The sequence below is a fragment of the Pelomonas sp. Root1217 genome (assembly GCF_001425705.1).
In the GTDB taxonomy this organism is placed as follows: Bacteria; Pseudomonadota; Gammaproteobacteria; order Burkholderiales; family Burkholderiaceae_C; genus Pelomonas.
Window position 1 is genome coordinate 1,441,930 of sequence record NZ_LMDC01000001.1, and the last position, 20,793, is coordinate 1,462,722.

Annotated in this window: 16 protein-coding genes and 2 pseudogenes; 8 read left to right on the forward strand and 10 right to left on the reverse strand. The window is 69.6% G+C overall.

Features of this window, described 5'->3' with window-relative positions; translation table 11 throughout:
* Positions 1–22 precede the first annotated feature (22 nt).
* Entirely contained in the window at positions 23–496 is a 474-nt protein-coding gene (locus tag ASC95_RS06500; protein ID WP_057296882.1) for a DUF6622 family protein, read from the forward strand.
* Positions 497–541: 45 nt separating this feature from the next.
* Here the strand turns inward: ASC95_RS06500 and ASC95_RS06505 are convergent, their stop codons facing one another.
* Positions 542–3,892 (reverse strand): S41 family peptidase, encoded by a 3,351-nt coding sequence (locus ASC95_RS06505; protein WP_057296883.1) that lies wholly within the window; start codon positions 3,890–3,892, stop codon positions 542–544.
* 140 nt (positions 3,893–4,032) lie between these two features.
* Between ASC95_RS06505 and ASC95_RS06510 the strand changes: the two genes are divergently transcribed.
* From ASC95_RS06510 to ASC95_RS06525, 4 genes are read left to right on the forward strand one after another with little or no spacing between them, the layout of a single operon-like run.
* Entirely contained in the window at positions 4,033–5,565 is a 1,533-nt protein-coding gene (locus tag ASC95_RS06510) for a DUF4331 domain-containing protein (RefSeq protein ID WP_082567520.1), read from the forward strand.
* Between the two features lie 11 nt (positions 5,566–5,576).
* Positions 5,577–5,846: a hypothetical protein gene (locus tag ASC95_RS06515; protein WP_057296885.1), complete on the forward strand. Its 270-nt coding sequence runs from the start codon at positions 5,577–5,579 to the stop codon at positions 5,844–5,846.
* Positions 5,843–6,997: a hypothetical protein gene (locus ASC95_RS06520; protein ID WP_057296886.1), complete on the forward strand. Its 1,155-nt coding sequence runs from the start codon at positions 5,843–5,845 to the stop codon at positions 6,995–6,997. Before ASC95_RS06515 ends, ASC95_RS06520 begins: the two co-directional genes overlap by 4 nt.
* Positions 6,994–8,103 (forward strand): HupE/UreJ family protein, encoded by a 1,110-nt coding sequence (locus ASC95_RS06525; protein WP_235537711.1) that lies wholly within the window; start codon positions 6,994–6,996, stop codon positions 8,101–8,103. The genes ASC95_RS06520 and ASC95_RS06525 overlap by 4 nt, the downstream gene beginning before the upstream one ends.
* Here ASC95_RS06525 and ASC95_RS06530 read toward each other — a convergent pair.
* The gene (locus ASC95_RS06530) at positions 8,096–8,989 is read right to left on the reverse strand and encodes a 5'-nucleotidase (protein ID WP_057296888.1); all 894 of its coding nucleotides are present in this window, start codon (positions 8,987–8,989) and stop codon (positions 8,096–8,098) included. The two genes, ASC95_RS06525 and ASC95_RS06530, sit on opposite strands and share 8 nt — an antisense overlap.
* Before the next feature lie 75 nt (positions 8,990–9,064).
* Here ASC95_RS06530 and ASC95_RS06535 point away from each other — a divergent pair, with 75 nt between their 5' ends.
* Complete coding sequence (locus ASC95_RS06535; RefSeq protein WP_057296889.1) at positions 9,065–9,580, forward strand: DUF3455 domain-containing protein; 516 nt, start codon at positions 9,065–9,067, stop codon at positions 9,578–9,580.
* On the opposite strand, the gene ASC95_RS06540 is transcribed toward ASC95_RS06535, so the two are convergent.
* Positions 9,577–10,752, reverse strand: a complete 1,176-nt coding sequence (locus tag ASC95_RS06540; protein ID WP_057296890.1) for a PLP-dependent aspartate aminotransferase family protein — start codon at positions 10,750–10,752, stop codon at positions 9,577–9,579. The two genes, ASC95_RS06535 and ASC95_RS06540, sit on opposite strands and share 4 nt — an antisense overlap.
* Positions 10,749–12,137: a pyridoxal-phosphate dependent enzyme gene (locus ASC95_RS06545; protein ID WP_057296891.1), complete on the reverse strand. Its 1,389-nt coding sequence runs from the start codon at positions 12,135–12,137 to the stop codon at positions 10,749–10,751. Before ASC95_RS06545 ends, ASC95_RS06540 begins: the two co-directional genes overlap by 4 nt.
* A gap of 258 nt (positions 12,138–12,395) precedes the next feature.
* Between ASC95_RS06545 and ASC95_RS29775 the strand changes: the two are divergent.
* Both ASC95_RS29775 and ASC95_RS06550 read left to right on the forward strand, forming a co-directional pair.
* Positions 12,396–12,603, forward strand: a pseudogene (locus ASC95_RS29775) (transporter substrate-binding domain-containing protein); the annotation flags it as partial.
* Position 12,604: 1 nt separating this feature from the next.
* A pseudogene (locus ASC95_RS06550) lies at positions 12,605–13,096 on the forward strand (amino acid ABC transporter permease); the annotation flags it as partial.
* 134 nt (positions 13,097–13,230) lie between these two features.
* On the opposite strand, the gene gspF reads toward ASC95_RS06550, so the two are convergent.
* The 6 genes from gspF to gspL are packed head-to-tail and all read right to left on the reverse strand — an operon-like array spanning position 13,231 to position 20,778.
* Positions 13,231–14,442: a type II secretion system inner membrane protein GspF gene (gene gspF / locus ASC95_RS06555; RefSeq protein WP_057296892.1), complete on the reverse strand. Its 1,212-nt coding sequence runs from the start codon at positions 14,440–14,442 to the stop codon at positions 13,231–13,233.
* Positions 14,443–14,453: 11 nt separating this feature from the next.
* Complete coding sequence (gspE, locus tag ASC95_RS06560; RefSeq protein ID WP_057296893.1) at positions 14,454–15,878, reverse strand: type II secretion system ATPase GspE; 1,425 nt, start codon at positions 15,876–15,878, stop codon at positions 14,454–14,456.
* A gap of 7 nt (positions 15,879–15,885) precedes the next feature.
* Positions 15,886–18,120: a type II secretion system secretin GspD gene (gene gspD, locus ASC95_RS06565; RefSeq protein ID WP_082567566.1), complete on the reverse strand. Its 2,235-nt coding sequence runs from the start codon at positions 18,118–18,120 to the stop codon at positions 15,886–15,888.
* 2 nt (positions 18,121–18,122) lie between these two features.
* A complete protein-coding gene (gene gspN, locus ASC95_RS06570; RefSeq protein ID WP_235537712.1) occupies positions 18,123–19,007 on the reverse strand; it encodes a type II secretion system protein N in 885 nt (294 codons plus the stop codon).
* Entirely contained in the window at positions 19,007–19,531 is a 525-nt protein-coding gene (gene gspM / locus ASC95_RS06575; RefSeq protein ID WP_082567521.1) for a type II secretion system protein GspM, read from the reverse strand. The genes gspN and gspM overlap by 1 nt, the downstream gene beginning before the upstream one ends.
* A complete protein-coding gene (gspL, locus tag ASC95_RS06580) occupies positions 19,531–20,778 on the reverse strand; it encodes a type II secretion system protein GspL (RefSeq protein ID WP_057296895.1) in 1,248 nt (415 codons plus the stop codon). Before gspL ends, gspM begins: the two co-directional genes overlap by 1 nt.
* Positions 20,779–20,793: the final 15 nt, after the last annotated feature.

Consider the following 20,793-nt stretch of genomic DNA (forward strand, 5'->3'; position numbering starts at 1 on the left):
CGCAACCCAACGACTGCCGCAAATGACCGCCTCCCTCCCCGTCTGGCCCTTCGCTGTCCTCGCCGTCCTGGTGATCCTGGGCTACCGCCAATCGCGTGACCGTATCGTCCAGCCCGGCACGCTGGCCAAGCTGGCCGTCGCCATGCTGGCGCTGTCGCTGTACGGGGTCACCGCGGCATTCGGTGCGAGCCTGGTTCCGGTGCTGGCCTGGGCGCTGGCCTTTGCCGCCGTCTTGTTTCTCGGTGGTGCGGTGTTTGCGCCGCGTGGCCTGGCCAGGGAAGGTGCTGCCGTGCGCATGCCCGGCAGCTGGGTGCCGCTCGGCCTGATGCTCGGCATCTTCATGACCAAGTTCGGCCTGGGCTTCGCCACTGGCATGGGCGCCCATGTGCTGCAGGAGCTCTGGTTCGTGGCCGCTGTGAGCGCTGCCCTGGGCCTGTTCAGCGGTGCCTTCGCGGCCCGGGCGACGGCGGTGCATCGCTTCGTCCGCAACGCGTGATTTCGCGATCCCACGAAAAAGGGAGGCCTCGGCCTCCCTTTCGCTTTACGGCTTGACCGGTCGCAGATAAGGCCCCGGCCTCACGACCTGCAGAGGCTGCTCGGCAATGCGCCGCTTCAGCTCGGCGAGAGCCGCGTCCAGCTGCGCGTCATGCCCCATCGCCGTCGCACGCGGCAGATTGTCGACCTCGATGTCCGGTGTCACGCCGATGCCCTCGATGAGGAAGTGGCCCTCGGCGTCCACCTGCCCCGTCTCGGCGGCGCGCATGATGCCGTTGTCAATCAGGCGGTTCTGGTCCGACAGCCACACGCCGGCCCCCGAGCTGCGCTTGCCGATGACGGGGCCGAGCTTGAGGCGCTTGAAGCCTTCGGCGAAGGTTTCGCCGTCGCTGTAGGTGTCCTCGTTCATCAGCACCACCGTGTGGCCGCGGTAGGCGTTCTGCATGTTGGCGTAGACCGGCGAGCCCGCGGGTGAGCGCGGTTGCCAGAAGGCCCAGGCGCGGCGCAGCAGCTTCTCCAGGATCCAGCTGTCGATGTTGCCGCCGTTGTTGTAGCGCACGTCGATGATGAGGCCGTCGCGGTCGCTGGCGGCATAGAACTCGCGCACGAAGTCCGCAATGTCGGCCGGACCCATGGCGCGCAGGTGCACGTAGCCGATGCGGCCCTGGCCGGCCTGCTCCACGGCGCGCGCGCGGCTGACGCGCCAGTCGTTGTAGCGCAGCTGGTTCTCGCGCGTCTGGGCCACTGGCGTGACGATTCGCTGCACGGTCCTGTCGCCCTGCTTCACCTCCAGAAGCACCTGACGGCCGGCCTGGCCACGCAGCAGCTCCAGGATGTGCGGGGCCTCGGCCGCGGGGCGGCCGTTCACCGTCGTGATGACGTCGCCCACCTTCAGGCCCAGCCCCGGCGCAGCCAGCGGTGGCGCTTCCGACGGCAGCTCGGCCTCGTGTGCGTAGATCGCGTCGATGCGCCAGCCGTCGGGCCCGCGCGAGAAACGGCCGCCCAGGCCGGCCAGACCCGGTTCATCAGGGGCGGGGCGGGTATCGCCGGCGGCGACCTGGCTGTGCAGCGCGCCCAGCTCGCCGACCATCTGCGCCATCAGCTCGGCCAGTTCGAAGCGGTCGGTCACGCGGTCCACCAGCGGCTCGTACTTGGCGCGCACCGCCACCCAGTCCACGCCGTGCATCTTGACGTCGTAGAAGTGGTCGCGGTGCAGGCGCCAGGCGTCGGCAAACATCTGCTTCCACTCGGCGCGCGGCTGGGTAGCGATCTGCCAGTCGCTCCAGCGCACCTGCAGCTTGCTCAGGTCCGTAGGCAGCTTGGGCGCTGCGTCCACGATGAGAACTTCGGGCGCGCCCTGGCCCTGGTTGCGTACCAGCATCAGCTTCTTGCCATCGGCACTGATGTCGTAGCTGCGCACGTCGTGGGCCAGGATCTCGGCCGGGCCGCCCTGGTTGTCGATGGCTATGGATTTGAGCTGGCTTTTTCCCTCCAGGTCGCGGTCCAGGAACCAAAGGCGCTTGCCGTCCACTCTCAGCTCGCGGTAGTTGCCGGCCGCCACCGGCAGCTCGTACAGGCGCCCCGCCAGCCCTTCGAACTGGATGATCGGCTTGCCTTTCTTGTCGGCGGCCGGCTTCTTGTCCTTACCGTCCTTGGTATCGGGCTTGCGCTCGGTGGGTTCCTTGTCCGTGGCCTTCTTGTCCTCGGCGCGTTGCTCGTCGGCCTTCTTCTCGGTGGCCGACTCCAGTTCGTCCTTGGCCGCGAACGGCGAACGCAGGCCCGGCTGCAAGGCCAGCGCGTAGAGCTTGGCGCGGAAGCCGAAGAAGGCCCCGGTGTTGCGGTCACCCCAAGGGCTGCCGTTGCCGGTGGTCGCGAAGTTGCGGTTGGACGCGAAGTAGAGCCACTGCCCGTCCGGGCTGAAGGCCGCGGCGCCGCTGTCGTAGCGATCTGTGGTCAACGTGTGGGTGCGACCGTCGGCCGTGCCGTAGAGCTGCAGCTGGCTGCGGTCGGGGTGGTGCAGCGACAGCGTCCAAGCCAGGGCCTGGCCGTCGGGGCTCCAGCCTTGCAGGTGTGGCGGGTCGCCGATGGTGCTGCGCGCGATCTCACGGGTCGTCCTGGCTTTCAGGTCGGTCAGCCAGACGGCGCCTTCCTTGTCCGTGTGTGCCAGCCAGCGGCCATCCGGTGACGGCAGCAGGTCACGGCGCTGCGTGACCTGGCCACTGGGGGCGCCACTGGTGATGCGTTCGGGCAGGCCGGTGCCATTGGCGGCGAAGCGCCAGATCTCCGTCTCGCCGCTGAAGTCGCAGACGGCGAAGACGCTCTTGCTGTCGCTGCTGAACTCGCCCTTCTTGCAGCGGCCATCGGCCGGCTGCGGCAGCTCGGCGCGGCGCAGCTGCTGCACGCCCTGCGTCGCGAGGTGACCGCGCGCGGCCAGCAGCACGCGCTCGCCATTGGGGGCGAAGGACGTGTCGGTCAGGAAGTCCTGCGGCTTCTTGATCCAGCGCTCGCGCTGCTGGTCGAAGTCGCCGCCCAGGCTGATGTCGAGCTTCTTCGCGCCGGCGCCCTGCGCCAGGTCGACGAGGTAGAGGTCCGCCCCCAATGCATAGACGACGCGGCTGCCGTCGATGGCGGCATGGCGGATGTCCCAGCCCTTGTGCGTGGTGTGCTGGCGCAGGTCGCCGCCCTGGGCGTTGACCGACCAGAGGTTGACGGTGCCGTCGCGGTCGGACAGGAAGGCGACCCGCTGCGCAGCACCGATCCGGTAGGGCAGGGGCCGGCGGTCGTTGTTGCCTTCGGCAATCAGCGGCCTGGCCTCGGATTTTTCCGCCATGTCCATGGACCACAGCCGTGCGATGGCGCCGCCGCGGTATTGGCGGGCGTTGTCGCTGCGCAGGCCGCTGCGCGTGAAGTACAGCGTCCTGCCGTCGTCGCTCAGGGCGGCATCGCTGGCCTGGCCGACGGGCAGCTGGCGGCGCTGGCCGGTCTTCACGTCGATGGCGAAGAGCTGGCTGCCAGGGCGGGCGTCAAGGCTGGTGTAGAGCACTTCACCGGCGGCCGTGAAGCCCCAGACGCGCATGCCGCCACCTTCCCAGGTCAGGCGCCTGGGCGGGCCGCCGGCAACCGGCATCAGGTAGATCTCGGTGCCGCCGTCGTACTGGCCCGTGAAGGCCATCCACTGGCCGTCTGGCGACACGGCTGGCTGGCTCTCCTGGCCGTTGTGCGTCGTCAGGCGCTGGGCTTCGCCGCCCTGGCCATTGACTCGCCACAGGTCGCCCTCGGCGACAAGATAGACGACATCGCCACGCAGCGCGGGCTGGCGATAGAAGCCGCTGGTGCCGGCCCAGGCGCTCGTGGCGCACAGGACCGCAGCCAGCGCGGCGGGACGGAAGCGAGACATGGGGGCTCTCCTGATGAGGGCCGCCATTGTGTTGCTAGGGGGACGGCAGGCGATTCGTCACATCGGGTGAATCCGGAGGGCGACTGGGCGCGTAACACCGCCCAGATGCCATGCCGGCATTGCCCCACAGGATGCCCCCGATGAAAGCTCGTCTCACCCGCAGCGCACTGGCGACGGCGCTGCTCTGCCTGGCCGCTGGCGCCCAGGCCTCCAGCCACCGCGAAGCCCCCTTCATCACGACCGTGCCGAAGGTCGATGCGACGGACTTCTACATGTTCAACAGCTATGAGACGGGCCGCGCCGGCTACGTCACGCTGATCGCCAACTACCAGCCGCTGCAGGATGGCTATGGCGGCCCGAACTACTTCTCGATGGACCCGAACGCGCTCTACGAGATCCATGTGGACAACGTCGGCGACGCCAAGGAACACATCACCTTCCAGTTCCGCTTCAAGAACATGCTGTCCAACAGCGGCGCCGGCACCTCGCTCAATGTGGGCGGCAAGATGGTTGGCATCCCGCTGATCCAGTCGGGTGCCGTGGCCAACGTCAAGGACGCCAACCTGCAACTCAATGAGAGCTACACGCTGACCGTGGTGCGCGGCGACCGCCGCAGCGGCACGGCGCAGGCGGTCACGCATGCCACCAGCGGCGCGACGAGCTTCGACAAGCCGGTCGACAACATCGGCAAGAAGACGATTGCCGACTACGCCGCCTACGCGGCCAAGCATGTCTATCCCGTCACCATCCCGGGCTGCAGCACGCCGGCCAAGGTCTTCGTCGGTCAGCGCCAGGATCCGTTCGCCGTCAACCTCGGCACCATCTTCGATCTGGTCAACGCACCAGTCTCCGTCATCACCGACCCGTCGCTGATCAACGCCGCGCCCAACACCATCGGCGACAAGAACGTCACCACGCTGGCACTGGAAGTGCACAAGGACTGCCTGAAGAGCGCGACCGACGACGTCATCGGCGGCTGGACGACGGCCAGCCTGCGCCAGGGCCGCCTGCTCGACCCCAAGCCGGGCAGTGGCCACCAGGCCAGCGAGAAAGCGGGCGGCGCCTGGGTGCAGGTCTCGCGCCTGGGCATGCCGCTGGTCAACGAGGTCGTCATCGGCCTGAAGGACAAGGACAAGTTCAACTCGTCCAAGCCCTCGGGCGACGGCCAGTTCGCCGACTATGTGACCAACCCGACCCTGCCGGCCCTGCTTGAGATCGCGCTGGCCCTGCCCAACACGGCGCCGACCAACTTCCCCCGCAATGACCTGGTCACGACCTTCCTGACCGGCATCAAGGGCGTCAACCAGCAAAAGACCGTGACGGCCTCGGAGATGCTGCGCCTGAACACGGCCATCGCGCCGGTGGCCTTCGCGCAGCAAAACCGGTTGGGCATCGTCGGCAACATCCTCGCCGCGGGCAATGACAACGCCGGCTACCCCAACGGCCGCCGGCCCAAGGACGACGTCGTCGACATCTCGCTGGTGGCCGTCATGGGCGGCCTGTGCGTGGCCAACGGCGACACCGACAAGCTTGGCTTCGGCGCGGCCTGCAAGCCCAGCGCCGTGCCCCTGGGCGCCAACAGCTTCAAGCTGCACGATGCGGTCGACCAGGCCGTCGTCCCGCTGCTCAGCGGCTTCCCCTATCTCAACACGCCCATCCCGGGCACCAAGTGAAAGGGGCCGCCATGTTGACCCGCAAGACTGCCGCGGTTGCCGCCGGCGCCGTGCTCGTGCTGGCTGCCTGCGGCGGCAGTGACAGCGACACTGAAATCATCAGCCCGCCGCCCCCACCGCCGCCGGCTCCCACTGCGGTGCCCGACAGCGCCGTGGCGTCGTCGACGGCCCTGGTCGCCTACCTGAAGGCGCAGAAGACCGACGACGAGACCACGGAGGCGCTGACGCTGCCGACGGTGGCGGTGTCGGTCAGCGAAACGGAAGAGCCGCAGACGCTGTGAAGCCCCTGCTGGCGCTGCTGTTGGCGTTGCCGCTGACGCTGCCGGTCTTGGCCGAACCCTTCGTTCCGAAGGACGACGCCGAGATCGTGCAGCGCCTGCCTTACCGCATCGACGCGCCCGAGCGTCAGCGCCGTGCGGCCTTGGCGCGCGACCCAGCACAGCTGCAGCTCGCCGTAGCCGCCGCCCGCGCGGCGCTGCAGCGCGCCCGCGTGCATGGCGACCCGCGCGAGCTTGGCGCTGCGCAGGCGGCACTCGCGCCCTGGTGGCGCCAGGCCGATGCGCCGGCCGACGCCGTGCTGCTGCGCGCCCGCGTGCTGCAGGCGCGGCACGAATTCGAGCCGGCCCTGGCCGAGCTGAAGCGCCTGCTGGCGCGCCCAGACCTGACGCCCGACCAGCGCGCCCAGGCCCTGCTCGACGCAGCCGCCCTGCACCAGCTGCGCGCCGAGCTTACGCAGGCCCGCGCCCTGTGCGACCAGCTCCAGCCCCTGGCCTCCTTACCGGCCACCGCCTGCCTGGCCGAGCTGGCCAGCCTGTCGGGCCAGGGCCAGGCGGCCGCGCAGACGCTGGCCCAGCTCAACCCCGGCCGGTCCATCGCGCCCTGGCTTGCACTGATGCGCGCCGAGCTGGCCGAGCGCCTCGGCAACGAGACCACCGCGCCTGCCCTCTACCGTGCCGCGCTGGCCGGTGAGGACGAGGTCTACACGCGCGCCGCGCTGGCCGACTGGCTGCTGGCCCGCAACCGCGCCGCCGAGGCGCTGGTGCTGATCGAGCGCAGCCCCGATGCCGAGGCCGACGCGCTGCTGCTGCGCCAGGTCATCGCCTTGCGCCAGCTCGGCCGCGATGCGTCGACGCCGGCCGCACTGATGCGCGAGCGCCTCGCTGCCGCCGACCGCCGCGAACCGGGCAAGCATGCGCGTGAACAGGCCCGCTTTGCGCTGGACGTCGACCAGCAGCCGCGCGAGGCCCTGCGCCTGGCGCAGCTGAACTGGGCGATGCAGCGGGAGCCGGTCGACGCCGTGCTGCTGCTGCGCGCCGCCCTGGCCGCCGCCCGTGACGGTGATGCGACGCGCCAGCAGCTCGCGCGCGTGCTGCGCGACAAGGGCTGGCAGGATGCACGCCTTGCCGCTCTCGACAGGAGCTTTGTGCCGTGATCCGTCGTTGCTTGCTGTGGCTGGCGCTGCTGCTGTGCGGCGCGGCGCGGGCCCACCAGGCCAGCGAGGCCTATCTCGTCTATCGTGTCGACGGCACGGAGGTCGAGCAGCGCCTGGACATCGCGCTGCGCGACCTCGACCGCGATCTGGCGCTGGACGCCGATGGCGACGGCAGATTGGCCTGGGGCGAGGTGCGGCAGCGCTGGCCCGCCATCGAGGCCCTGGCCAACACCGGCCTGCGTTTCACGGCCGATGGCGCGGCCTGCGCGCTGCAAGACCGCGCCCAGCCGCAGCTCGACGAGCACAGCGATGGCACGCATGCCGTGCTCGTCAGCCACTGGCGCTGCGCGGCGCCCGTGCATGAACTCGACATCGACTACCAACTTTTCGCCACCACCGACGCCGCCCACCGCGGCCTGGCCCGCCTCGTCGGCGCGGCCGGCGAGCCGCTGGTGCTGACGCCCGGCGCCGGCCCGCAGCGCCTGAACCTGCACAGCCGCGGCTTTGGCGGCTTCGTCGTCGAAGGCATGGCCCACATCGCCAGCGGCCTGGACCATGTGCTCTTCCTCGTCACGCTGCTGCTGGTGGCCGTCTGGCGGCGCGAGGGCAAGGGTTGGGCGCCGCGTGCCAGCGGCCGCGCCGCGCTGGCCGAGACGCTCAAGCTCGTCACCGCCTTCACCCTCGCCCACTCCATCACGCTGGCACTCGCGGCCAGCGGCGCCATCGATCCACCGGCCGCCGTGGTCGAGTCGCTGATCGCTCTGACCGTGCTGCTCGCCGCGGTCGACAACCTGCGGCCCTTCGTGCCGGGGCCGCGCTGGAGCATGGTGGGTCTTTTCGGCTTGGTACACGGCGTGGGTTTCGCCGGGCCGTTGAAGGACCTGGGACTGCGCGGCGGTGAGCTCGTGCTGCCGCTGCTCGGCTTCAACCTCGGTGTTGAGCTGGGCCAGCTTGCCGTGGTGGCGTTGCTGTTGCCGCTGGCGCTGGCGCTGCGCTCGGCGACCGTCTACCGGCGCTGGATCGTGCCCGGCGGCTCGAGCGCCGTCGCAGCGCTGGCCCTCGTCTGGCTGGCCGAAAGGAGCCTGGGCCTGGCGCTGATCAGCTAGCCACGCCCATCGCCACATGACCCGCCGGCACATGGGCCGCGGCGCTGGTGATGTGGCCGACCTGATCGTCGAAGAAGAAGTCGGGCTCGAACTCGCGCAGGAATTCGCCCTTGGCCAGGCCGCCGAGGAACATGGCCTCGTCGATCTCGATCTGCCAGTCCATCAGCGTACGCAGGGCGCGCTCGTGAGCCGGCGCGCTGCGGGCCGTGACGAGGGCGGTGCGCACCTTCATGCCGTTTGCGTGCGAATGCTGCAGCCGGTGCAGCGCCTCCAGCATCGGCTTGAACGGCCCGGCCTGCAGCGGCAGGTGGGCGCGCTGCAGCTCATGCTCGCGAAAGGCCGCCAGGCCGTCGCGCTGGAACACCTGCTCCGCTTCGTCGGAGAACAGCACCGCGTCGCCGTCGAAGGCGATGCGCAATTCCTTGGGATGCGCTGCTGAGGCGCGCGCCGCCAGCGGCATCACCCGCGCCGCCGCCACACCGGCGCCCAGCGCCTGGCGCACGTCGGCCTCATTGGTAGACAGGAACAGCTGGGCCGACAGCGGCTTCAAATAGCGCCACGGCGAGGCACCGCGCGTGAACACGCCGCGCTCGATGGGCAGGCCGTAGTGCTTGGCCGAGCGGAACACGCGCATGCCCGAGATCGGGTCGTTGCGCGACAGCACGACCACCTCCACCTGAGGCGCACCGCCGGCATTGAAGGCCAGCAGCTTCTCCACCAGCGAAAAGGCCACGCCGGGCGGTGCCGGTTCGTCCAGGCGCTGTTGCTGCAGGGCCATGTAGGCATGGTCATCGCCGGCCTCGAAGACCTCGTTCTCGGCCTCGAAGTCGAAGAGGGCGCGTGACGAGATGGCGACGACGAGTTGACCGGAGAGCGTGGCTGGCATGGCGGTCGATGATAGGGGGCGACTGCGGACCTGCGGCTTCCTAGACTGCGGGCTCCTCCGTTTCAAAGGCCTTCCATGCGCGTCGTGTTCGCCCTGTCTCCCGTCCTGATGCTGGCTGCCTGCGCATCTGCGCCTCAACCGCCACAGGCGCCCGCGAATCTGCAGCCGCCCGCCGGCCAGACCTTCGTCATGGAAGCGCTGGCCAGCGGCGTGCAGATCTACGACTGCGCCGCCAAGGCCGATGGCAGCGGCCCGGGCTGGGTGTTTCGCGCGCCCGAGGCCACGCTGGCCGACCAGCGCAGCAACCCGCTGGGCAAGCATTACGCCGGCCCGACCTGGGAGGCACCGGACGGCAGCCGGGTCGTCGGCGAGGTCAAGGCACGCGCACCCAGCCCCACGCCCGAGACCGCCATTCCGTGGCTGCTGCTGGCCGCCAAGAGCAACAGCGGCAGCGGCGTGTTCGCCAATGTGCGCAGCATCCAGCGCTTGAACACCGGCGGCGGTGTCGAACCCGCCGAACACTGCACCACCGAGAAGCTGGGCCAGCAGGCGCGTGTGGCCTACACGGCCGCTTACTACTTCTACCGCTAGATCACTGCCAGGGCGGTGGCCAGGTCGCGACGCAGGTCGTCCGTGGCCTCGATACCGACCGACAGCCGCACCAGCGAGTCGGTGATGCCCAGACGCGCCCGCGTCTCGGGCGGGATGGAGGCGTGGGTCATCAGCGCCGGCAGTGAGATCAGGCTCTCGACACCGCCCAGGCTCTCGGCCAGCGTGAACAGCTCTACGCGCTGCAGAAAGCGGCGCGCACCGGCCAGGTCGGTTTTCAGCGCGACGCTGATCATGCCGCCGCCGCCGCGCATCTGGCGCTTGGCCAGGGCGTGCTGCGGGTGGCTCTCCAGCCCGGGGTAGAGCACGCGTTCGACCTGGGGCTGGGCACTGAGCCAGGCGGCCAATTCGGCGGCGCTGGCGTTGTGCCTCTCCATGCGCAATGCCAGCGTCTTGAGGCCACGCAGCGCCAGGAAGCTGTCGAAGGGCCCGGCCACCGATCCGACGGCGTTGTGCAGGAACTCGAGCTTCTCGCGCAGCGCCGCCTGGCGCGGCTCGCCACCGACGACGGCGATGCCGCCGATGACGTCGCTGTGGCCGTTGAGGTATTTGGTGGCCGAATGCACGACGAGGTCGAAGCCCAGCTCCAGCGGGCGTTGCGCCCAGGGGCTGGCGAAGGTGTTGTCGGCCACGGCCAGCGCGCCGTGCTCGCGGGCGAGCTTGGCCGTGGCCGATAGGTCGCTCAGCCGCAGCAGCGGGTTGCTGGGCGTCTCGATCCAGATCAGTTTCGTGTCGGGCTGCAGCGCGGCGCGCACCGCCTCGGTGTCGCGGCTGTCCACATAGCTCACGCGCAGGCCGGCGCTGTGCTTGCGCACCCGCTCGAAGAGGCGATAGCTGCCGCCGTAGAGGTCGTCGCCGGCGACGATGTGGGCGCCGGCGGGCAGGGTGTCCAGCACTGTCGCCATGGCGGCCAAGCCGGAGGCGAAGGCAAAGGCCTGCGCGCCTCCTTCGAGGTCGGCGACGGCGCGCTCCCAGGCCTGGCGGGTCGGGTTGTGGGTTCGACCGTACTCGTAGCCGGTGTGCTCGCCGGGGCCGTGCTGGCGGTAGGTTGAGCTGACCGAGATGGGCGGCATGACGGCGCCGGTGACGGCGTCGGGCGTCTGGCCGGCGTGGATGACGCGGGTGTTGAAGTCCAGGCGGGTGTCATCGCTCATCGCGCGACCTCCTTGCGCAAGTGGTTGATGAGGTCGAAGCGGGTGACGAGGCCGTGGAAGCCGGTGTCGTCCGCGATGACGGCGACGAGGCCGCGGCGCAGCTGCTCGTTCAGCTCGGTGAGCGACGCGCTGGGTGCCAGCGTGATGACCTCGGTGTTCATCGCGCTCTGCACCTGGGCGCCGAACGCGGTGGCATCGGCATGCAGGCGGGCCAGCAGGTCGGACTCGTCCAGCAGGCCGACGAGGCGGCCGCCGTCTAGCACCGGCAGCTGCGACACATCGGCCTGGCGCATGCGTGAGAAGGCCGTCTGCAGCGTGTCGTCCGGGCCGACAGACACGACGCCGCCGCTGGTCACCGGGCGCGAGATCAGGTCGCGCAGGTCGCCCAGGCGCGGGCGCGTCAGCAGGCCCTGGTCGAACATCCAATGGTCGTTGTAGACCTTGGACAGGTAGCGCGTGCCGGTGTCGCAGACGAAGGTGACGACGCGCTTCGGCGTCTTTTGCTCGCGGCAGTAGCGCAGCGCCGCGGCCAGCAGCGTGCCGGTGGAGGAGCCGGCCAGGATGCCCTCGGCGCGGTAAAGCTCGCGGGCGGTGGCGAAGCTGTCGGTGTCGCTGATGCTGTAGGCAGTGCGGACCGGCCGAAGGTCGGCGATGGGCGGGATGAAGTCCTCGCCGATGCCTTCCACGGCCCAGGAGCCCGCGTCGCCGAACTTGCCGGTGTCGATGTAGTCCTTCAGGATGGAGCCGACCGGGTCGGCCAGCACCATCTCCACGCCCGGCTGCACGCGCTGGAAATAGCGCGACAGGCCGGTGAGCGTGCCGCCCGAACCGACGCCGCAGACGATGGCGTCGACGTCGTGGCCCATCTGCTGCCAGATCTCTGGTGCGGTGGTCGTCTCGTGGGCCAGCGGGTTGGCGGGGTTGTTGAACTGGTCGGCATACCAGGCGCCGGGGATCTCGCGCACCAGGCGGGCGGCGACGTCCTGGTAATAGGCCGGGTGGCCCTTGCCGACGTCGGAGCGGGTCAGGTGCACTCGGGCGCCGAGCGCCTTGAGCTGCAGCACCTTCTCGGCAGACATCTTGTCGGGCACCACCAGAGCCACTTCGTAGCCCTTGGCACGGGCGACCAGCGCCAGGCCCAGCCCGGTGTTGCCGGCGGTGGCTTCGACCACCGTGCCGCCGGGCTTGAGCAGGCCCTCGCGCTCGGCGGTCTCGATCATTGCCAGGCCGATGCGGTCCTTGATGGAGCCGCCGGGGTTCTGGGATTCGAGCTTGAGGAAGAGCTGGCACGGGCCGGTGTCCAGGCGCTGCACGGGCAACAGCGGCGTGTTGCCGATGAGGTCCAGCACGGCGGGCCGGGCCTCGAGCGGGGGGCGAGCAGTCATGACGGATCGGGCCGCGTGTCGGGCGCGGCCAATTTAGGCTGGACCTCGCAGGATACGAAGGGAGACTTCGCGTGCAATCCCATTTTTCGCATGAGCTTGCGCGGTTCTGGGCCGTGCCCCGCTCACACGCAAATGCGAAAAGCGTCTTCGCGGCGGCTTATGTGATTCCTAGCATGCGCCCACTTTTTCTCCAGGAATCCAGATGACTCTCTTCCGCCGCGTAATCACCCGCTACCCGTCTGGCCATCAAAACTGCAGATCAAGCAACCCGCCGTGGCTGCCCGCATCCCCGAGCTGCAGCAAGGCCAGTCGACCTGTTGGCCGCGTCGCTCACCCACAACAAGGAAGGCGCGGCAGTCATCGACTTCTCGCTGATCGCCTTCGTCACCGGCCAGAAGGTGCTGGTCAAAGCCGATAGCGGCATCCAGAACTCGCGGTGTTGAGCGGCAAGAAGGTCGTCACCATCAGTGCTGGCGTTGCCGCTGGGCGTGCTGCCGAGCCTGGCGCGCTTCAGCCCCAGGCGCTAGCTGCGCCTGCCGGCGACCGGCTGGGTCTGGGTGGTGCGCGGCGCGCCACTGCTGATGGTGATGTTCTGGGCGTACTTCTTCCTGCCCACGGTCACTGGCCACAAGACCGACCAGTTCTGGACCATGCTGATCGCGCGGATCGTCTTTGACGCCGCCTACCTCGCAGAGATAGTCCACGCGGGCATCCAGGCCCTGCCGAGCGGCCAGCTGCAGGCGTCGATGTCACTGGGCATGAGGCACGCCCAGACGCTGCGCTCGGTGCTGCTGCCCCAGGCGCTGCGCCACATGCTGCCCTCGTTGATCAACCAATTCGTCGCGACCATCAAGGAGACGTCGCTGGGCACCATCATCGGCCTGTCCGAGTTGAGCTTCATCGCCAACCAGATCAACGCCCAGGTGCTGGTCAAGCCGGTCGAGATCTACCTGACGCTGGCTTTCCCAGGCCATCGGCAGTTGCCAAGGCCAGAGGCCTTGTCCTTCGCCAGGCACAAACAGTCCTCAGGACTGTTTGTGTCCGGGCTCAGCCTCCTTGAGGGGGCCGCAGCTTCGCTGCGGTAAGGGGTGGTCTATTTCACCCAGGTGTTCAACTGAATGATCGGCAGCAACACCGCCAGCACGATCAGCAGCACCACGGCGCCCATCGCCACGATGAGCAGCGGTTCGAGCAGCGTCGCCGCGGCCATCGAGCGGCGCTGCACCTCGACGCCTAGCTGGCGCGCCGCGCGGCCCAGCATCTCGGGCAGCTGGCCAGTCTGCTCGCCCAGGCGGGCGAACATCGCCAGGATGCCGGGGAAGCGCTTCTTGCCAGCCAGGGCCGAGCCCAGCGGCGCACCTTCGCGCACCTGCACCAGGGCGTCCAGCGCATCGGCCTGCATGGCGCGGTTGGACAGGGTCTCGGCCGCCGCCTGCAGCGCCTTCAGGATGGGCACGCCGGCACCGGCCAGCATGGCCAGCGTGCCGGCGAAGCGGGCGGCGTTGTAGCCGCGCGCCAGTCGCCCAACCAGGGGCAGGCCGAGGATGCCGGCGTCGAAGCGCAGCCGGAAGGCCGGTGCCTTCAGCGCGAAGCGCAGCGCCACACCACCGGCGACGAGGACGGCCAGCATGGCCCAGCCCCAGCTGCGCACGAAGTCGCTGACGGCGAGCATTGCGACCGTCAACGCGGGCAGGGCGCGCTTGGAGCTGGTGAACACGGTCGCGATCTGCGGCACCACGTAGGTGACGAGGAAGATGACGATCAGCACCGAGATGAAGGAGACGATGGCCGGGTAGGCCATGGCGCCGATGAGCTTGGCCTTCAGGTCCTGGCGCTCCTCGAGGTCGTCGGCGAGCTTCTCCAGCACCTGGCCCAGCGCGCCGCTCTGCTCGCCGGCAGCCACGACGCCGCGATAGACCTCGTCGAACTCGCGCGGCGCCAGGCCCAGCGCCCGCGCGAAAGTCGAGCCGGCATTGACCTCGGCCTTCAATTGCGAGATCAGCTCGCGCTGCTTGGTGTCCTCGCTCTCGTCGGCCAAGGCCGTCAGCGCACGCTCGATGGGCAGGCTGGAGCCGACCAGGCCGGCGAGCTGGCGCGTCCAGACGGCCAGCGCCGTCGTGCTGAAGACGCGGCGGGCGAAGCGGCTGCCTTCCTGGGTGCCATGCTGTTGCACCATCTCGATCGACAGTGGCGTCAGGCCTTGCGCGCGCACCATGGCACGCGCCGCACGCGGGTTGTCAGCCTCGATCAGGCCGCTGCTCTGGCGGCCGGCGTCGGTGAGGGCTTCGTATTTGTAGGCTGGCACGGCGGGTCAGCCTATTCGCGCGTCACGCGTAGCACTTCTTCGAGCGACGTCACGCCGGCGTCGATCAGCCTTTCGCCGTCCTCGCGCATGGAGCGCAGGCCGTTGGCCTCGGCAGCGGCCTGCAGTTGGCTCTCCGGCGCTCGGTTGTGAATGAGGCTGCGCACGGCGTCGTCGGCCACCATCAGCTCATACACGCCTGTGCGGCCCTTGTAGCCCGTGTGGCCGCAGGCATCGCAGCCGACGGGGTGCCAGCGGTCATGGTCGTCCTGGCGCTTGCAGACGGGGCACAGGCGCCGCACCAGGCGCTGGGCCAGCACGCCGAGCAGCGAGCTGCTCAGCAGGAAGGGCTCGACACCCATGTCGGTCAGGCGCGTGACGGCGCTGGGCGCGTCATTCGTATGCAGCGTGGCGAGCACCAGGTGGCCGGTCAGCGAGGCCTGGATGGCGATCTGCGCGGTCTCGTAGTCGCGGATTTCGCCGATCATGATGACGTCCGGGTCCTGGCGCAGGATGGCGCGCAGGGCCTTGGCAAAGGTCAGATCGATCTTGCTGTTGACCTGGGTCTGGCCGATGCCGGGCAGCTCGTACTCGATCGGGTCCTCGACGGTCAGCACATTGGTCGTGCTGGTGTCGACGGTCTGCAGCGACGCATACAGCGAGGTCGTCTTGCCCGAGCCGGTCGGGCCGGTGACCAGGACGATGCCGTGGGGCTGCTGCACCAGCTTCTTGAAGGCGGTCAGCACGTTGCCGTCCATGCCCAGGCCCTCGAGCGTGAACTTGGATTCGCTCTTGTCCAGCAGGCGCAGCACCGCGCGTTCGCCGTGCGCCGAGGGCAGGGTGGACACGCGCACGTCGATGGCGCGGCCGCCGATGCGCAGCGAGATGCGGCCGTCCTGCGGCAGGCGCTTCTCGGCGATGTCCAGCTCCGCCATGATCTTCAGCCGCGAGATCAACGCCGCATGCAGACCACGGTTGGGCTGCACCACTTCGCGCAGCGTGCCGTCGACGCGAAAGCGCACCGACGAGGCGCGCTCATAGGGCTCGATGTGGATGTCGCTCGCGCCGTCCTTGGCCGCCTGCGTCAGCAGCGCGTTCAGCATGCGGATGATGGGCGCGTCGTTGGCAGCCTCAAGCAGGTCTTCCACCGCCGGCAGGTCCTGCATCATGCGCGACAGGTCCACCGCGCTCTCGACTTCGCCGACGACGACGGCCGCGCTGGATTCGCTACCAGCATAGGCGGCATTGATGCGCTCGGACAGCGAGTTCGCGGCCTCGGATTCGAGCCGGTCTACCGCGTACTGGCGCTGCACCTCGGACAGCGTGGCCCAGCCGACCTCGGGTGGCGCCCACAGCGTCAGCGTGCTGCCGTCGTCCTCCAGCAGCACGGTGTTGGCCTTGGCGAAGGCGTAGGGCAGGGGGTGGCGGGTGGCGGCCATGGCAGGTTTACTGCGGCGTTTGCGGGGGCGTCTGCTGCAGCGACGGCTGCGGCAGGGCCTTGTTCGGCGGCGAAGTCTTGGGCTCGGGCAGCACCGGCGCGCCGGTGTCGGGCAGGACCAGGCTCTTCTGCGGCTGGCTGCCCTGCTGCACGCTGCGGATGCTCTCGTAGCGGTCCAGCGTCAGCTGGTTGGCGCTGTCGGCGTTGCGCATGACGACGGGGCGCAGGAAGACCATCAGGTTGGTTTTCACGCGCTTGCGGTTCTTGCTGCTGAACAGGTTGCCGATCAGCGGGATCTTGGACAGGCCCGGTACGCCGTCGTCGCCGTCGGTGTACTCGTCCTTCAGCAGGCCGCCGAGCACGATGATGTCGCCGTCGTCGACGACGACGCTGGTCTCGATGGCGCTCTTGTCCAGCGTCGGGCCGGTGGTGCTGTTGGAGCCGGGCACCACGGAGGAGTTCTCCTGGTAGACCACCATGCGCACCGTGCCGCCCTCGCCGATCTGGCTCTTGATCTTCAGCGTCAGGCCCACGTCCTTGCGGTCCACGGTCGTGAAGGGGTTGACGGTGCCACCGGTCGACCCGCCGCTGCTGGCGTAGGAGCCGGTCACGAAGGGCACGTTCTGGCCGATGACGATGCGGGCCTCCTCGTTGTCCAGCGCGACCAAATTGGGCGTGGACAGCACGTTGGCGCCGCTCTGGCTCTCGAAGAAATTGGCAACCGCGCCGAGCGTGTAGAAGTCGCCGACCTTTCTCAGGATGCCGATGTTCAGGCCAGTGGGCGCCGAGCCCGAGCCCAGGGCCGAGGCCACGCCGCTGCGACCGCCGGCCACGGCCACGGTGCCGTTGATGATGTTGGACAGGCCTGAGCCGAAGTTGGTGCCGGCGCCGGTGATGGTGTTGTCGCCCTTGCTGCCGAACAGGTTCTGCCACTGCACGCCGAACTGGGCCGCCTTGGTGTTGTCGATCTTGACGATCAACGACTCGACGTAGATCTGGGCGCGGCGCGAATCGAGCTGCTCGATGACGGCGCGCACCTGCCTGTACAGCGGCTCGGCGGCCGTGATGATCAGCGAGTTGGTCGACGGGTCGGCCTGCACGAAGCCGCCGGTGGAAGGGCCGGCTGACTGCGTCAGCGGCGCCGTCGCGGCGGCCGAGCTCATGCCGCCGGTGTTGCTGTTGGCGGCGTTGCCGCCGGTCAGCGAGGGCGAGGCGCCAGTCAGCGAGCCGCTGCCGCTGAGGCTGGACGTGCCCGAGGAACTGCCCCCACTGCTGCTGCCCGACGAGGCGGCGCCGAAGGCCGCACGCAGCACGGTGGCCAGCTTGGTGGCATCGGCGTTCTTCAGGTAGACGACGCGGATGTTGTTGCCGCCGCCATCGCCGCTGGGCTGGTCGAGCTTGTCGACCATGGAGCGCACGGCGGCCAGGCGTGCCGGGTTGCTGGCGCGCAGGATGAGACCGTTGGAGCGCGGGTCCACCAGCACATTGACGGCGCTGCTGCTCTGGCCCGGCACGGCCGCGCCGACGGCGGCACCGCCATCGGCGAGCCGCTGCACCAGCGGCGCCAGGTCGGCGGCGACGGCGTTCTTCAGCGGCACGATCTCGATGTCGCTGGTGCCCGGCGTGTCCATCGCCGCGATGATCTTGGCGATGCGCTGCAGGTTGTCGGCGTAGTCGGTGATGATCAGGCTGTTGTTGCCCGGGTTGGCATTGATGGTGTTGTTGGGGCTGATCAGCGGGCGCAGCACGGCGACGAGGTTGTTCGCGTTCTCGTGCTGGATGCGGAAGATCTGCGTCAGGATCTGGTCGCCACGCACCGCGCTGGTCTCAACGGCCACCGAACCGGCCTGCAGCTTGGCATCGGGCTCGGGCAGCACCTTCAAGAGCCCGGCCGTCTCTACAACGGTGAAACCCAGACCGCGCAGCGCCGCGAGGTAGTTGAGATAAGCCTCGCGCACCGACACCGGCTGCTCGCTGTAGACCGTGATCGTGCCCTTGACGCGCGGGTCGATGATGATCTGCCGGTCCAGCATGACGCCGATGGCGCGGGTGACGGCCTCGATGTCGGCGTTGACGAAGTTCAGCGTGACCGGCGAGCTGGCGCGCACGGCGGGGCCTTTGCCCGAGCCTGGCCGGCCGCGCTGCACGGTGGCGCTGTCGGGCTGGGCGAACGCGCTGCCGGTGGACGTCAGCAGCACGGAAAGCGCGGTGGCCGAAGCGACGGCGGTGCGTTGGAAATTCATGATCATCCGATCGTCAGGACGGAGCGGGCCCCTTGACGGCGCCCGATGATGTTCAGCAGATTGTTCAGCGCTTCCTCGCGGCCCGGCGCTGCGCCGGCCTCACCAGTGAAGCGGCTCTTGCCACCGCTGTTCAGCGTGCCGACGCCCGAAAGCTGCAGCGCGCCCTCCAGCGTGGACAGGCGCAGCGTGCTGACGCCGGGATTGGCCGTGTCGGCCGTCACGGTGAAACGGTAGCTTCCCAGCGGCGCAACTGTGGACACGCGCGAGGACAGGTTGAGCAGGTCCAGCTGCAGCTCGCCGAATTGGCGCCAGCGGCCCTGCACCGACTCGAGCCTCAGCTCGCGGGCAGACAGGCGCAGCGAGCCACCCAGCTGCAGCGTGTTCCATGGCGTGCCCAGCCCCGCCAGCAGGCCGGCGGGCAGCCGGGCCAGCCAGTCGGCCTGGTTGTCGACGCTGATCTCCGTGCGGCCCAGGCCGGGCTTGATGCCCAGTAGCAGGTCGCCGTTGATGCAGCAGTCCTGGCGCGCTGTGAGCTGCAGGCCCAGGCCTTTGACGGCCATGCGCCAGTACAGCCGGCCGGGCAGGGCCGAGGCATCACGGCTGCCGGTGCCGCCGGTCAGCACCAGCACGCCCGAGCCATTCCAGACGCTGCCGCGCGTGTCGACGATGAGCAGGTGGTCGTTGCTGGCCGAGGCCAGCGCGCGTGCCAGCCAGCTCGCCGGCGCAAAGATGATGAGCGCGGCGAGGATGCCTATCAGCGCGCCGCCCAAGGCCCAGCGCCGTGGCGTGCGGTGGCGCACCGCACGGCCGCCATAGCTGCCGCTGCCCAGCACCGAGTCCGACATTTGCTGCGTCGTGTGGCCGCTGCGCTTCTTGAACAAGGCCATCAGGCGCCTCCCAGGCTCAGCACCAGCGTGCCGGAATAGCCCTTGGGGCCGCGCGTCAGCTGGGCTTCGACGGGCCGGGCCCGCGCTGCCGAGCGCACCTCGCCCAGCCAGCCCTGCAGCAGCTCGGGCGCGACGCCGGTGAGCGTGACGACGGCGCGGTCGCCGGTCAGGTTCAGGCGGGCTGCGGCGCCCAGATGATCGACGGACGCCTTCAATGCGGCCTGGGCCTGGTCGGCTGGCACCGGTGGCGCCGCGCGCAGCGCCAGGGCCTCCTGCGCCTGGGCCTGCATCTGCTGCAGTTGCAGCTCCAGCCGGTCCAGTTCGGCAGGCGCTGTCTTCAGCGTTCGCAGGGCCGGCGCGAGCAGCACGCTCCAGGCCAGCAGCAGGCCGAGGAGCAGGCCGATGGCACCCACGGCGAAGCGTTCGCGTTCGCCCAGGGCTTGCCAGTGCGCCAGGGCTTGCGCCTTGGCTTGGCCGAGCTGGGCGGAGAGGCCGTCGCCGGCGCTGGAATTGAAGCGGGCCATCAGGGGCGTCCTTGCGCGTTGGTGCGGCTGATGGTCAGCTTGCCCTCGCTGGCGTCCAGCTGCCAGCCTTCGCTGCGCAGCTGGTTGCGGAAATTGTCGATCTGGGGCTGGGCCCAGCCCTGTGCCGACACGGTGAGGCGGCCGGGCTCGAAGGCCAGCGCATCCGTCGGCGGGCGGTCGGCAGGCCAGGCCATGGCGGCGGCCGCGAGCAGGGCTTCAAGGTCCTGCTCGCCGACGCTGCCGGCACTGGCCCGCATCAGGTCGAGTTGCTTTTGCATCTGCACCGGCGCGTCGAGGATGGCACGCACCTGCGGAAAGGCGGTGGTCAGCGTCGTTGTGACCGCTTCGCGTCGCGCCGCCACCTCGCGGTGCTGGTGCCAGGCCCACAGGTTGAGGCCCAGCAGCTGCACCAGAACCAGGCCGGCCAGGCCGTAGCGCACCGGCTGCCAGGGCTTGCGCATCAGCCCGCGGCTGATGAGGCGCAGGGCGCGCACGCCACGGGCGCGGGGCGCGAGGTCGAACTGGCGGAAATCCCAGGCGTTGTCGACGACGGCCAAGCCTCGCTGCGCCGGCGTCTGCACGGTGACCGTCGTGCCCAGCCAGCGTTCGGCCACCGTTGCGACGGCCGGCGTGGCCGTCCACTGCGCGGCGTGCACGAGGCCAGGCGGGAAGAACTGGCGCGCCAGGCCGCCGTCCAGCGGCAGGGTGGCGACGCCGTCCACATGGCTCCAGCGCAGGGCGACGGCATTGCCATTGGCTTCAAAGAAATGGCCGCGCGGCAATTCGTCGGGCCAGGACAGCGGCGCGACGCGGTCGATGAAGATATGGGCCGCTTCGAGCTGGGCCAGATGCTCGGCCAGCCAGGGGCGCGACGTGATGGCGATCCAGGCCGTGTCGCCGCCAAGCGCATCGGGCTCGACCGCAAAGTGCAGGGTGTCAGGCTCGTCGAGCAAGGCCTCCTCAAGCTTGCCGGCCAGGGCGGCGCGCATCTGGCGGCCGGCGCGTGGCAGTTCGACGCGGCGCCAGGCCACGTCGGACTCATTGACAACGGCGATGACGCTGTCCGCCGCCGGCAGGCCACCCGGCGCGGCACGGCCCTCGGCGGTGATCTGGCGGCCGTCCGGCGTCAGTGCGTAGTCGTACTCGCGCATCGCGTCGGCGCGAGGCAGCTCGGCCGCGGCGGACGCGGCTTTGCCCAGGGCGCGCAGGCGCGTCCGCGGGGGCAGGAACAGCAGCAGGGTGCTCATTGGGAGATCAGGGGC